The following is a 13,328-nucleotide window of genomic DNA, read 5'->3' as shown; positions in this document are numbered from 1 at the left end:
GCTGGATCCTCTGAATATTTGAACCGTTAAACCGCGGCAGCGCCGCCGACGATTTCCGAGATCTCTTGGGTGATCGCAGCCTGACGCGCCTTGTTGTAGATCAGCTGCAAATCGCTGATCAGATCACCGGCGTTATCGGTAGCGTTTTTCATCGCGATCATCCGCGCCGCTTGTTCAGCTGCGTTGTTCTCGACCACCGCCTGGTACACCTGCGACTCCACGTAGCGCACCATCAAGCCATCAAGCAGCTCTTTGGCGTCTGGTTCGTAGAGGTAGTCCCAGTGGTGCTTGAGTTCCTGATCCGGAGTCGCCACCAGTGGAATCAATTGCTCCACGGTTGGCTGCTGGGTCATGGTGTTGATGAACTTGTTGGATACCACGGAAAGGCGGTCAATACGGCCTTCCAGGTACGCATCCAGCATCACCTTCACACTGCCGATCAAATCATTGATCGACGGCTCTTCACCCAGATGGCTGATAGCTGCAACGACGTTACCGCCGAAGTTGCGGAAAAAGGCCGCACCCTTGCTACCCACCACACACAGATCGATCTCGACGCCGTTTTCGCGGTTTACCGCCATGTCCTTGACCAGGGCCTTGAACAGGTTGGTATTCAGACCACCGCACAAACCACGGTCACTGCTCACTACCACATAACCTGCACGCTTGACGGCGCGCTCGATCATGAACGGGTGGCGGTATTCCGGGTTGGCGTTGGCCAGATGCCCAATTACCTGGCGGATACGCTCCGCATAAGGACGGCTAGCAGCCATGCGCATTTGTGCCTTGCGCATTTTGCTGACCGCCACTTTTTCCATGGCGCTGGTAATTTTTTGCGTGCTTTTGATGCTCGCAATCTTACTGCGAATCTCTTTTGCGCCTGCCATGTAACACCTATCAGGTTAGCAAGCGGGAGCCTTGCGGCTCCCGCTGCGGCTTACCAGGTTTGGGTGGCCTTGAACTTCTCGATACCGGCTTTCATGCCAGCGTCGATATCGTCATTGAAGTCACCCTTCACGTTGATCTTCGCCATCAATTCGGCGTGATCGCGGTTGAAGTAAGCAATCAGCGCTTGTTCAAAGCTGCCGACCTTGGCGATTTCAACGTCGGTCAGGAACCCACGCTCAGCGGCATACAGCGACAACGCCATGTCAGCGATCGACATTGGGGCGTATTGCTTCTGCTTCATCAGCTCGGTAACGCGCTGACCATGCTCAAGTTGCTTACGGGTCGCTTCGTCCAGGTCAGAAGCGAACTGGGCGAATGCCGCCAGTTCACGGTACTGAGCCAGAGCGGTACGGATACCACCGGAGAGCTTCTTGATGATCTTGGTCTGAGCGGCACCACCCACACGGGATACCGAAACACCGGCGTTCACAGCAGGACGGATCCCGGAGTTGAACATGGCCGATTCCAGGAAGATCTGACCGTCAGTGATGGAAATCACGTTGGTCGGAACGAACGCGGAAACGTCGCCAGCCTGGGTTTCGATGATCGGCAGTGCGGTCAGGGAACCGGTTTTGCCGGTCACTGCGCCGTTGGTGAACTTCTCTACGTATTCTTCCGAAACGCGGGAAGCGCGCTCCAGCAGACGGGAGTGGAGATAGAACACGTCGCCTGGGTAGGCTTCACGGCCTGGTGGACGGCGCAGCAGCAGGGAAATCTGGCGGTAAGCCACTGCTTGCTTGGACAGATCGTCATAAACGATCAGCGCGTCTTCACCGCGGTCGCGGAAGAATTCACCCATGGTGCAACCGGAGTACGGTGCCAGGAATTGCAGCGCAGGAGATTCCGAAGCACTGGCAGCCACGATGATCGTGTTGGCCAGGGCGCCGTTTTCTTCCAGCTTGCGAACCACGTTGGCGATGGTCGATTGCTTCTGACCGATGGCTACGTAGACGCAGAAAATGCCGCTGTCTTTCTGGTTGATGATCGCGTCGATCGCCAGAGCGGTTTTACCGATCTGACGGTCACCGATGATCAGCTCACGCTGGCCACGGCCGACCGGGATCATGGCATCGACAGCCTTGTAGCCAGTCTGTACAGGCTGGTCTACCGACTTACGCCAGATCACGCCTGGAGCAACTTTCTCGACCGCATCGGTCTCGGTGTTGCCCAGTGGACCTTTACCGTCAACAGGGTTACCCAGTGCGTCGACTACGCGACCCAGCAGTTCCTTACCAACCGGAACTTCCAGGATGCGGCCTGTGCACTTGGCGCTCATGCCTTCAGCCAGACTGGTGTACGCGCCCAATACAACGGCACCTACGGAGTCTTGCTCCAGGTTGAGGGCCATACCGTAGACGCCGCCCGGAAACTCGATCATCTCGCCGTACATTACGTCGGCCAGACCGTGAATCCGCACGATGCCGTCAGATACGCTGACGACAGTGCCTTCGTTACGGGCTTGGGAGGTCACATCGAGCTTGTCGATGCGGCCCTTGATAATTTCACTTATTTCGGAAGGATTGAGTTGCTGCATTGCTCTGCTGCCCCTTCAAACTCAAGATTTCAATGCTTCGGCAAGTTTCGCGATTTTGCCGCGAATCGAGCCATCGATAACCAGGTCGCCGGCACGGATAACAACACCACCAATCAGGGATGCGTCCTCCGAAGCTTGCAGGCGCACTTCCCGATTGAGTCGTGCACTGAGAACCTTGGCGAGTTTGTCTTGCTGTTCTTGGTTCAATGCGAAAGCACTGGTCACTTCAACGTCTACCGATTTCTCTGCTTCGGCCTTGTACAGGTCGAACAGAGCGGCGATCTCCGGCAATAGCGGGAGACGGTCGTTTTCGGCAATGACGTGGATGAAGTTCTGCACCTTCACATCAAACTTGTCGCCGCACACTTCAATAAAAGTGGCGGCCTTGTCTGCGCTCGTCAGGCGCGGGGCCTTGAGCACGCGCTGCATGGTGTCGTCTTGCGACACTGCTGCAGCCAGGCCGAGCATGGCTGACCAAGAGGCCAGCTGCTGGTGGGCCTGGGCGTGCTCGAAGGCTGCCTTAGCGTAAGGTCGGGCCAACGTGGTCAGTTCTGCCATGATCGCCCTCGCTTAAATTTCAGCAGCCAGTTTGTTAACCAGCTCCGCGTGCGCGTTTTGATCGATTGTGGCACCGAGGATCTTCTCAGCACCGCCGACCGCCAGAGCACCCAGTTGGGCACGCAGCGCGTCTTTGACGCCGTTCAGTTCCTGTTCGATCTCGGCATGAGCCGAAGCCTTCACACGGTCAGCTTCGACGCGGGCTTTTTCAACAGCCTCTTCGACGATCTGGTTACCGCGTTTCTTGGCTTGCTCAATGATCTCGGCTGCCTGTGCTTTAGCTTCGCGCAGTTGCTGACCCACTTTCTCGTGGGCCAACTCCAGGTCGCGAGCTGCACGGCTGGCAGCGTCCAAACCATCCGCGATCTTCTTCTGACGTTCGTGCAAAGCCGCGATGACCGGAGGCCACACGAACTTCATGCAAAACACTACAAAAATGAAGAACGCAACGGATTGGCCAATCAGGGTTGCATTAATGTTCACGCCAACACCTCGCTCATTCGTTGTCCATCACCCCAATCACTCGAAAATTCGAGTGATTAGCCAGCGAGTTGACCAACGAAGGGGTTCGCGAAGGTGAAGAACAGTGCGATACCAACGCCGATCATGGTCACGGCGTCGAGCAGGCCGGCGACGATGAACATTTTAACTTGCAGCATTGGGACCATTTCTGGCTGACGCGCTGCGCCTTCCAGGAATTTGCCGCCCAGCAGGCCGAAACCAATGGCAGTACCCAGGGCGCCCAGGCCGATCAACAGTGCAACAGCGATAGCGGTTAGACCAACTACAGTTTCCATCTTTCCTCCCGACTTTTACGTCGTATGGTTTAGGTTTTTTAGATTTTAAAGCGGTAAAACAAATCGTTTCATAGCCCTGTTGGGCCACCTTCCCGTTTGACCGGGAAGGACATCAGACTAGTCGAGACTGGTCTTAATGGTTCTCTTCGTGCGCCATCGACAGATAGACGATGGTCAGCATCATGAAGATGAAGGCCTGCAGGGTAATGATCAGGATGTGGAACACAGCCCACGCCCACTGCAGTACTACGCCCAGGCCGCTAAGCCAGAGCAGACCGCTGCCGAACATCACAGCGATCAGAATGAACACCAGCTCGCCGGCATACATGTTGCCGAACAGTCGCAGAGCCAGGGAAATCGGCTTGGCGATCAGGGTCACGAATTCCAGCAGGAAGTTCACCGGGATCAGCAGGGCTTGAACGAAGATGTTCTTGCTGCCGAACGGGTGCAGGGTCAGTTCGCCGATGAAGCCGCCGATGCCCTTGACCTTGATGCTGTAGAAAATGATCAACGCGAACACCGACAGGGCCATGCCCAGGGTAGCGTTCGGGTCAGTGGTGGATACGGCACGGAATGGGATGTGCGGATCGCCGGAGATCGCCATGGCCAACTGAGGAATCCAGTCCACCGGGATCAGGTCGACGGCGTTCATCAGGAATACCCAGACGAAGATGGTCAGTGCCAACGGTGCAATCACCGGGCTACGGCCATGGAAGCTGTCTTTCACGCTGCCATCGACGAATTCGACCAATACTTCAACGAAGTTCTGCAAAGCACCTGGCTGACCGGAAGTCGCCTTCTTTGCCGCCATGCGGAAAATCAGGACGAAGATCAGACCCAATGCGACCGACCAACCCAGAGTATCCAGGTGGAAAGCCCAGAAACCCATTTCTTTGGCTTCTGCTGCGGTGTGGGCAAAGCCCCAGCCGCCATTAGGAAGCTGACCGAAGGTCAGGTTCTGCAAGTGGTGCTGGATATAGCCCGAAGCGGTTGTTTCTGCCATGGTTGCCTCAAACGCCCTAAGGTTTCGAAAGTCTTGTTTTCATTAGCAGGGGAGCGAACCAGCTGACCAGTTGGGTCAACACGAAGACGCCGAATACAGCCAGCGGCGCCAATGGCTTCACACCTGCAAAGGTCAGTGCAAACAGCACTGCCGTCAAAATCAGTTTCCCTGCTTCGCCGGCATAAAAAGACCGCACGATAGCCTGGGCTGCTCGGGCGCCGGAAAACCGAAAGGCCCTGTGAGCAAAATACATATTGGGCAGCAAGGCTATCAGGCCTCCGCAGAGTCCTGAATATCCGGCTACGACTCCATGCCAGTACCAAAGCGCCAAAGCGGCGATCAGCAAAATGACAAATTGAGCCAACAAAACCGGAAAAACAGCCAAGCGATGGAACGGCAACGTGTTTGGCGTGCGGGTTTCCATCACTCTTGCTCCTCAATGGTCGGCTGCCGGAAATCAATAACTTGGCATAATTTGTGCCGACAAAATGCGCGCAGAGTATAGGGGCGGTTCTGCCCCTATTCAACTGTCGGGTAGTGATTTCCGATCACGCGCTACATAAGCAAATGTTTCAGCGGATGTGGGCAAGGACGCCCTGAAGCTCATCGAGAGAGTTATATCCGATGACCAGTTGGCCTTTGCCCTTCTTGCCGTGGCGAATTTGCACCGCAGAGCCTAGCCGCTCGGCCAGGCGCTGCTCGAGGCGCGCGATATCCGGATCAGGTTTGGTGGTTTCAACCGGTGCAGGTTTACCGCTGAGCCACTGGCGAACCAGGGCCTCGGTCTGACGAACGGTGAGCCCTCGTGCGACAACGTGTCGCGCCCCTTCAACCTGTTGATTTTCCGGCAAACCCAGCAAAGCACGAGCGTGGCCCATTTCCAGATCGCCATGGGACAACATGGTCTTGATGACTTCCGGCAAGGCGATCAGACGCAGCAAGTTGGAAACCGTGACACGGGATTTTCCGACCGCCTCGGCCACTTGTTGCTGGGTCAGCTGAAATTCCTGCTGCAAACGCTGCAACGCGATCGCTTCTTCGATCGGGTTGAGGTCCTCACGCTGGATGTTCTCGATCAACGCCATGGCGATGGCAGTTTCATCCGGCACATCACGCACCATCGCCGGGATGGTTTCCTTGCCAGCCTGTTGGCTCGCGCGCCAGCGACGTTCACCGGCGATGATCTCAAAGCGACCACTGCCAATTGGGCGCACCACAATCGGTTGCATCACGCCCTGGGCTTTGATCGAGTTGGCCAGTTCTTCCAGCGCCTGGGGATCCATGTCCCGGCGTGGCTGGTATTTGCCGCGCTGGATCAGGTCCAGGGGCAAGTGCTGCAGCTCGCGCTCGTCGGCCTGCACCGCTTGTTCTTCAAGCGATGTGACGGTCGGACCACTCAGGAGTGCATCCAGTCCACGTCCGAGACCTCGTTTCTTGACGGCCATGGGGATTCCTTAAGTTGGCTGGGCTGCAGCGGTGCGTGAATTGCGGCGTTGACGACGAACCATCTCGCCAGCCAGCGCCAGGTAGGCAATGGCACCACGCGAGGATTTATCGTACGCCAGCGCGGGCATGCCATAGCTTGGTGCTTCGGCCAGGCGGATGTTGCGTGGAATCACGGTGTCGTACAACTGATCGCCAAAATGTTCCTTGAGCTGCGCCGAGACATCGTTCATCAGGCTCAGGCGCGGGTCATACATGGTCCGCAGCAAGCCTTCAACTTTCAGGTTCGGGTTGAGCAACTCGGCGATACGCTTGATGTTATCCACAAGGTCGCTCAAGCCCTCAAGGGCAAAGTACTCACACTGCATGGGGATAATCACCCCATCGGCGGCAACCAGCGCGTTGAGTGTGAGCATCGACAGCGACGGTGGGCAGTCGATCAAAATGTAGTCGTAATTCTCGCGGATAGGTGCCAAGGCGCTGCGCAGACGGCTTTCTTTCATCTGCATTTCCAGCAACACCACTTCCGCCGCGGTCAAATCGCGGTTGGCCGGCAGCAGTTGGTAACCACCGTGCTCGGAATAGTGCATGGCCTGGGCCAGGTCACATTCACCAATCAGCAAATCGTAGACCGAGTTTTCAAGGCCGTGTTTATCCACACCGCTACCCATGGTGGCGTTGCCCTGTGGATCGAGATCGATCAACAGCACCCGACGCTTGGTGGCGACCAGGGATGCTGCGAGGTTGATACAGGTGGTGGTTTTACCCACACCACCTTTCTGGTTCGCAATCGCGAATACCTTAGCCATTCTTGCTTGTGTTCCCAATCATGCCGTGCGGCGCAGTATCAGCAGATGGCGTTGGCCTTGGCAACCGGGGACGGCCAAGGCGTGTTCGCTATCGAGGTGGAAGTCTGCCGGCAATGCTAACAGCTCGTCGCTTGGATGGACGCCCTTCATTGCCAGCCAGCGCGTGTCGCGATCGCCTAGATGGCGAGTCCAGTTGCTGAAGTTCTCCATGCTGCTGAACGCCCGGGAAACAATTCCGTGGAAAGGCTGTTCAGGCGTAAAGGCTTCGACGCGACTGTGGATAACGTGCAGGTTGTCCAGCTTGAGTTCGAGTTTGACCTGGGTCAGGAAGCGGGTTTTCTTGCCGTTGCTGTCCAGGCAGGTCACTTGCGACTCGGGAAACAGGATGGCCAGCGGAATACCAGGCATCCCGCCGCCGCTGCCGACATCCAGCCAACGACCGTTTTCGATGAACGGCATCACACTGAGACTATCGAGCAGATGGCGCGAGACCATTTCGTCTGGATCACGCACCGCGGTCAGGTTGTAGGCCTTGTTCCATTTGATCAACAGGGCCAGGTAGCCCAGCAGTAACTCATGCTGGACCTCGGTCAACGCTACGCCCAACTGGCGCGCCCCTGTGGATAACTCTTCGGCGTGTTGCGAGGTGACCAACGAACTCAAGCGCTTTGCTCCAACTGACGGCCCGCGCCGCGTTTTTTCAAATGAATCATCAACAGCGAAATAGCTGCTGGGGTCACGCCAGGGATACGTGAAGCCTGCCCGAGTGTTTCAGGCCGAGTTATCCCCAGCTTGCTTTGAATTTCTTTCGACAGCCCGGAAATCCCGGTGTAGTCGATATCCACAGGTAACTTGGTATCTTCACTGGCGCGCAGGCGAGCGATTTCGTCCTGCTGGCGATCAATGTAACCGGCGTACTTGGTCTTGATCTCCACCTGTTCGGCGACTTGTGGGTCTTCTGCGCCCTGGCCTGTCACTTCAACCAGACCAGCGTAGTCGATTTCCGGACGGGAAAGCAGGTTGAGCAAGTTGTACTCATGGGTCAACGGCGTGCCGAATTTTTCCGCGATCGCGTCGCCCTGCTCGGTGCCTGGGCGAACCCAGGTACTTTTCAGGCGTTGCTCTTCAAGCGCAATGCTTTCACGTTTTTTGCAGAAGGCAGCCCAGCGCGCGTCATCGACCAGGCCCAGCTCGCGACCTTTTTCAGTCAGGCGTAGATCGGCGTTGTCTTCGCGCAGGATCAGACGGTATTCCGCGCGGGAAGTGAACATGCGGTACGGTTCCTGGGTGCCCAGGGTGATCAGGTCATCGACCAATACGCCGATGTACGCTTCATCACGACGCGGGCACCAGCTGTCTTTGCCTTGTGCACGCAATGCCGCGTTGGTTCCGGCCAGCAAACCTTGGGCGCCGGCTTCTTCGTAACCGGTGGTCCCGTTGATTTGGCCAGCAAAGAACAAACCCCCGATCACCTTGGTTTCCAGGCTGTATTTCAGATCACGCGGGTCGAAGTAGTCGTACTCGATGGCGTAGCCGGGACGCACGATGTGCGCATTTTCCATACCGCGAATCGATTGCACGATCTGGATCTGCACATCGAACGGCAGCGAGGTGGAAATCCCGTTGGGGTACAGCTCGTGAGTGGTCAAGCCTTCGGGTTCGATAAAGACCTGGTGGCTTTCCTTGTCGGCAAAGCGGTGGATCTTGTCTTCGATCGACGGGCAATACCGCGGGCCAATGCCTTCGATTACTCCGGAATACATCGGCGAACGATCAAGGTTCGCGGCAATGATTTCGTGGGTACGGGCGTTGGTGTGGGTAATCCAGCAACTGACCTGTTTGGGGTGCTGTTCTTTGGAACCCATGAACGACATCACCGGGATCGGCGTATCGCCGGCTTGCTCGGTCATCACCGAGAAATCCACAGAGCGCCCGTCAATGCGTGGCGGGGTACCGGTTTTCAAGCGGCCGACGCGCAGCGGCAGTTCACGCAGACGTTTTGCCAGGGCAATCGACGGAGGATCACCAGCGCGACCACCGGAATAATTTTGCATACCGATGTGGATAAGTCCGCCGAGGAACGTCCCTGTGGTCAGTACTACCGAATCTGCGTGAAAACGCAGACCCATTTGCGTGACGACACCGCGTACCTGGTCCTGCTCGACGATCAGGTCATCGGCAGCCTGCTGAAATATCCACAGGTTCGGCTGGTTTTCCAGGGTTTCGCGCACCGCTGCCTTGTACAGGATGCGGTCGGCCTGGGCTCGGGTAGCCCTTACGGCCGGGCCTTTACGGCTGTTTAGCACGCGAAATTGAATACCACCTTTGTCGGTGGCCATCGCCATTACACCGCCAAGGGCATCGATTTCCTTGACCAGATGGCTTTTGCCAATCCCGCCAATAGCGGGGTTGCAACTCATGGCACCGAGGGTTTCCACGTTGTGCGTAAGCAACAGGGTTTTTACGCCCATGCGTGCTGACGCCAGTGCTGCCTCGGTACCGGCATGACCGCCGCCGATGACGATCACTTCAAAACGGGAAGGGAAATCCACCACGCACCTCGTGCCTGCTTATGTAGGTAATCAGGAATTGTCTGTTGAAAGAGTTTTAGAGCTATGACGGCAAGTATAGGGACTTCGCCCTTCCTAAAGAACCCTTTGCACAAAATTTAACCAGCTGTGGATGAATCACAGACAATAGAAATTAAAAGAGAGAAATTTATTAAATCTTTGTTTTTATGTTTATTTCTACTGAGCAACGTTTCTGTGGATAGATCTCTACAGCCCTTTATATTCAATGTGTACAGCGATTCAAAAGTCTGTGGTCATGTGCCAATGAGGCCCTTGGATAAGTGCTTTAAGCCTGTGGATTAAAGTGATGGTTATCCACAGACGGGTTTTTACTCAGGTTTCAAGCCCTGTTATCAACTGGGCACAGGCGCGGTTACTCACAGGGTTTAATCCACAGAAAAGTACCAGCCGAGGCGAATAGCGCGCACGGAAAAACACCGATTGCTCGGCGAGTCAGTCAAAAAATGGATTGGGTTGCCCTGAAACGGGCTGAACAGACAGGCGCGAATGGCCTGTCTGTGGACAACGAAGGTCTATTTACCGATGCAGAAGCTGGAGAAGATCCTGCCCAGCAAATCGTCCGAGCTGAACGCGCCGGTAATTTCTCCCAGCAGTTGCTGTGCTTGACGTAAATCTTCAGCCAGCAGCTCCCCAGCACCCGCCAAGGTCAGCTGCGCCCGGCCGTGCTCCAAGGCGGCACTGGCATGGCGCAGTGCCTCAAGATGCCTGCGACGTGCACTGAAGCTGCTTTCCGAGGTCTGTTCATAGCCCATGCAGGCCTTGAGATGCTCACGCAGCAATTCCAGGCCGTCACCTGCCGCTTTGGCGCTCAGGCTGATAGTGACATGGCCATCCTCACTGGTTTGCAGGGCAATCGCTTCACCCGTCAGGTCGGCCTTGTTACGAATCAAGGTGACTTTGGCCGGGTCAGGCCGTTGCTCAAGGAATTCTGGCCACAGCGCAAAAGGATCCACAGCTTCCGGTGCCGTGGCATCGACGACCAACAACACACGATCGGCTTCCCCGATAGCCTTGAGCGCGCGTTCCACACCAATTTTTTCCACCTGGTCGTCGGTGTCGCGCAGCCCGGCGGTGTCGACGACGTGAAGCGGCATGCCGTCGATGTGGATATGTTCGCGCAAGATATCCCGGGTAGTGCCGGCAATCTCGGTGACGATCGCCGCCTCGCGCCCTGCCAGGGCGTTGAGCAGGCTGGATTTTCCGGCATTGGGCCGCCCGGCAATCACCACCGTCATGCCATCGCGTAGCAACGCGCCCTGCCCGGCTTCACGCAGGACTGTGGATAATTCCTCACGGACCTTATCCAACATCGCCAACACATGGCCATCCGCGAGGAAGTCGATTTCTTCTTCGGGAAAATCAATCGCCGCTTCGACGTAAATACGCAGGCTGATCAATTGCTCGGTCAAGTTATGCACACGCAGGGAAAAAGCCCCCTGCAATGAGCGCAAAGCGTTACGTGCAGCCTGTGCAGAACTGGCTTCGATCAAATCCGCAATCGCTTCGGCTTGGGCCAAATCGAGCTTGTCGTTCAGAAATGCCCGTTCGCTGAATTCCCCAGGCCGTGCCAAGCGGCAACCCAGTTGCAAGCAACGCTGCAGGAGCATATCCAGGACCACAGGACCACCGTGCCCCTGTAATTCCAGGACATCTTCACCGGTGAAAGAGTTGGGTCCCGGAAAATAGATCGCCAAGCCCTCGTCCAATACGCTTTGGTCAGCATCCAGAAACTGGCCGTAATGGGCATAACGGGGTTTCAGCTCTCGGCCACTGATTGCCATGGCCGCAACGCCCGCCAAGGGGCCGGAAATTCGAACGATACCGACTCCGCCTCGGCCCTGAGCGGTGGCGACAGCAGCGATGGTTTCACGAGGTGCGCTCATCAGCAGGTTCCAGAACAAAAGTGACGGAAAGCAAAACGCCCCACTAGGGGGCGTCTTGAGTGGTTATCCACAGAGTAAATTACGCCTCGGCTTTTTTGGTAGCCGCTTCGATCTTACGTGTGATGTACCACTGTTGAGAGATCGACAACACGTTGTTGACCACCCAGTACAGTACCAAGCCAGCAGGGAACCACAGGAAGAAGAAGGTGAAGATGATTGGCATCATTTTCATTACCTTGGCCTGCATCGGATCCGGCGGGGTTGGGTTCAGACGCTGCTGGATAAACATGGTCGCGCCCATGATTATCGGCAGGATAAAGAACGGGTCCTTGATCGACAGGTCAGTTATCCACAGCATGAACGGCGCTTGGCGCATTTCCACGCTTTCCAGCAGTACCCAGTACAGCGACAGGAACACCGGCATCTGTACCAGAATAGGCAAGCATCCACCCAGCGGGTTGATCTTCTCTTTCTTGTACAGCTCCATCATGGCCTGCGACATTTTCTGCCGGTCATCGCCATGTTGTTCTTTCAGTGCCGCCAGTTTCGGGGCAACGGCACGCATACGCGCCATCGACTTGTAGCTGGCTGCCGACAGTGGGAAGAAGATCCCCTTGATCAGCATGGTCAGGAAGATGATCGACCAGCCCCAGTTGCCGACGATGCTGTGGATATGTTGCAACAGCCAGAAGATCGGCTGGGCAATGAACCACAGGAAGCCGTAATCCACAGTCAGTTCCAGACCTGGGGACAACTCTTTCAATACGGCCTGGCTTTTAGGACCGGCGTACAGGGTAGCGCTGGTTTCAGCCTTGGCACCTGGAGCGACGGTCAACGCCGGGCCAGTGAACCCAATGATGTAGTTGCCCTGGCTGTCCTTGCGGGTTTGAACCAGGTTCGCGTCACCCTTGTTCGGAATCCAGGCGGTCACGAAGTAGTGCTGCAGCCACGCTACCCAGCCACCCTGGACGGTTTCTTTCAGCGTGCCCTTGTCGATATCTTTCATCGACACTTTTTTGTACGGCTCGTTACTTGTCCACAGGGCGGCGCCCAGGTAAGTCGCGGTGCCGGTGGCGGTGCTGGAAGACGGATCGGAACTGGCGTCACGCTTGAGCTGGGCAAACAGGTTGCCGCTCCAGGCTTTGTCGCTGGTGTTGTCGATCAGGTAAGTGACCTTCAGATCGTACAAACCACGGGTAAAGCTGAAACGCTTGATGTAGTTGACGCCGTCGAGGCTGAATTTCAGGTCGACGTTCAACTGGTTCTGGCCGTCTGCCAGTTGATAAGTCTTTTGCTCGGTCGAATAAACCGGACGACCGGTAGCACGTGCATCCGGACCATTGGTGCCGGTCAGGCCGCTTTGCGCCAGATAAGTACGTTCACCGCCGTTATCGAACAGCTGGAACGGAACATCCGGATGATCCTGGCGACGTGGATAAAGCGGCAGCTTCAGCTGTGCAATATCACCACCTTGTGGGTCGATAGCCAGGTCGAGCACATCCGTTTTCACGTGGATGAGGTCTTTGTTGGTGACCACTGGCGTTTCTAACGGGGCACTTGTCTCGCCATTCGCGCTGGGAACATCGGCACTCGCGGACGCATTTTTACCCAGCGGGGTGTCCGGAATAGCCGGCGCAGCCTGATTGGTAGCAACATTCTGAGTCGGCAGGGCAGCCTGGCCGTAGTCCTGGTTCCATTTAAGGACCATGACATAGGACACGATTGCCAGGGCGACGATCAGGATTGTGCGTTTAATATCCAT

The 13,328-nt window shown here is 56.3% G+C and carries 13 protein-coding genes; all 13 read right to left on the bottom strand.

The annotated features are described in order from the left end of the window. Positions 1–26: 26 nt before the first annotated feature. Positions 27–887, bottom strand: a complete 861-nt coding sequence (gene atpG / locus JH25_RS12805; RefSeq protein ID WP_005792602.1) for a F0F1 ATP synthase subunit gamma — start codon at positions 885–887, stop codon at positions 27–29. Positions 888–937: 50 nt separating this feature from the next. After that, the gene (gene atpA / locus JH25_RS12810; RefSeq protein WP_003195831.1) at positions 938–2,482 is read right to left on the bottom strand and encodes a F0F1 ATP synthase subunit alpha; all 1,545 of its coding nucleotides are present in this window, start codon (positions 2,480–2,482) and stop codon (positions 938–940) included. 21 nt (positions 2,483–2,503) lie between these two features. After that, complete coding sequence (locus tag JH25_RS12815) at positions 2,504–3,040, bottom strand: F0F1 ATP synthase subunit delta (protein ID WP_003195833.1); 537 nt, start codon at positions 3,038–3,040, stop codon at positions 2,504–2,506. A gap of 12 nt (positions 3,041–3,052) precedes the next feature. Continuing rightward, the gene (locus JH25_RS12820) at positions 3,053–3,523 is read right to left on the bottom strand and encodes a F0F1 ATP synthase subunit B (RefSeq protein WP_003195835.1); all 471 of its coding nucleotides are present in this window, start codon (positions 3,521–3,523) and stop codon (positions 3,053–3,055) included. A gap of 56 nt (positions 3,524–3,579) precedes the next feature. Further along, positions 3,580–3,837, bottom strand: coding sequence for a F0F1 ATP synthase subunit C (gene atpE / locus JH25_RS12825; protein ID WP_002555987.1), 258 nt, complete (start codon positions 3,835–3,837; stop codon positions 3,580–3,582). Between the two features lie 133 nt (positions 3,838–3,970). Beyond that, on the bottom strand, positions 3,971–4,840 hold the full coding sequence (gene atpB, locus JH25_RS12830) for a F0F1 ATP synthase subunit A (RefSeq protein ID WP_003195886.1): 870 nt from the start codon (positions 4,838–4,840) through the stop codon (positions 3,971–3,973). Positions 4,841–4,856: 16 nt separating this feature from the next. Further along, positions 4,857–5,264 carry a F0F1 ATP synthase subunit I gene (locus tag JH25_RS12835; RefSeq protein ID WP_010565865.1) on the bottom strand — a complete coding sequence of 136 codons (408 nt, stop codon included), beginning with the start codon at positions 5,262–5,264 and terminating at the stop codon, positions 4,857–4,859. 148 nt (positions 5,265–5,412) lie between these two features. Further along, positions 5,413–6,285 carry a ParB/RepB/Spo0J family partition protein gene (locus tag JH25_RS12840; RefSeq protein WP_032878614.1) on the bottom strand — a complete coding sequence of 291 codons (873 nt, stop codon included), beginning with the start codon at positions 6,283–6,285 and terminating at the stop codon, positions 5,413–5,415. Between the two features lie 9 nt (positions 6,286–6,294). Beyond that, on the bottom strand, positions 6,295–7,092 hold the full coding sequence (locus tag JH25_RS12845) for a ParA family protein (RefSeq protein WP_005792605.1): 798 nt from the start codon (positions 7,090–7,092) through the stop codon (positions 6,295–6,297). A gap of 18 nt (positions 7,093–7,110) precedes the next feature. Then, positions 7,111–7,755, bottom strand: coding sequence for a 16S rRNA (guanine(527)-N(7))-methyltransferase RsmG (rsmG, locus tag JH25_RS12850; RefSeq protein ID WP_032878612.1), 645 nt, complete (start codon positions 7,753–7,755; stop codon positions 7,111–7,113). Then, positions 7,752–9,644: a tRNA uridine-5-carboxymethylaminomethyl(34) synthesis enzyme MnmG gene (gene mnmG, locus JH25_RS12855; RefSeq protein ID WP_005792607.1), complete on the bottom strand. Its 1,893-nt coding sequence runs from the start codon at positions 9,642–9,644 to the stop codon at positions 7,752–7,754. The genes rsmG and mnmG overlap by 4 nt, the downstream gene beginning before the upstream one ends. Before the next feature lie 551 nt (positions 9,645–10,195). Continuing rightward, positions 10,196–11,566, bottom strand: coding sequence for a tRNA uridine-5-carboxymethylaminomethyl(34) synthesis GTPase MnmE (gene mnmE, locus JH25_RS12860; protein WP_032878611.1), 1,371 nt, complete (start codon positions 11,564–11,566; stop codon positions 10,196–10,198). Between the two features lie 79 nt (positions 11,567–11,645). Beyond that, the gene (gene yidC, locus JH25_RS12865; protein ID WP_032878610.1) at positions 11,646–13,328 is read right to left on the bottom strand and encodes a membrane protein insertase YidC; all 1,683 of its coding nucleotides are present in this window, start codon (positions 13,326–13,328) and stop codon (positions 11,646–11,648) included.

It is taken from the genome of Pseudomonas sp. BRG-100, from assembly GCF_000737955.1.
GTDB lineage: Bacteria > Pseudomonadota > Gammaproteobacteria > Pseudomonadales > Pseudomonadaceae > Aquipseudomonas > Aquipseudomonas synxantha_A.
This window is presented reverse-complemented; position numbering and strand designations above follow the sequence as displayed.

Coding starts and splice junctions, on each gene's coding strand:
- atpE (WP_002555987.1), bottom strand. CDS start 3,837: ATGGAAACTGTAGTTGGTCTAACCGCTATCGCTGTTGCACTGTTGATC.
- mnmE (WP_032878611.1), bottom strand. CDS start 11,566: ATGAGCGCACCTCGTGAAACCATCGCTGCTGTCGCCACCGCTCAGGGC.
- atpG (WP_005792602.1), bottom strand. CDS start 887: ATGGCAGGCGCAAAAGAGATTCGCAGTAAGATTGCGAGCATCAAAAGC.
- yidC (WP_032878610.1), bottom strand. CDS start 13,328: ATGGATATTAAACGCACAATCCTGATCGTCGCCCTGGCAATCGTGTCC.
- atpB (WP_003195886.1), bottom strand. CDS start 4,840: ATGGCAGAAACAACCGCTTCGGGCTATATCCAGCACCACTTGCAGAAC.
- JH25_RS12845 (WP_005792605.1), bottom strand. CDS start 7,092: ATGGCTAAGGTATTCGCGATTGCGAACCAGAAAGGTGGTGTGGGTAAA.
- JH25_RS12835 (WP_010565865.1), bottom strand. CDS start 5,264: ATGGAAACCCGCACGCCAAACACGTTGCCGTTCCATCGCTTGGCTGTT.
- JH25_RS12840 (WP_032878614.1), bottom strand. CDS start 6,285: ATGGCCGTCAAGAAACGAGGTCTCGGACGTGGACTGGATGCACTCCTG.
- JH25_RS12815 (WP_003195833.1), bottom strand. CDS start 3,040: ATGGCAGAACTGACCACGTTGGCCCGACCTTACGCTAAGGCAGCCTTC.
- atpA (WP_003195831.1), bottom strand. CDS start 2,482: ATGCAGCAACTCAATCCTTCCGAAATAAGTGAAATTATCAAGGGCCGC.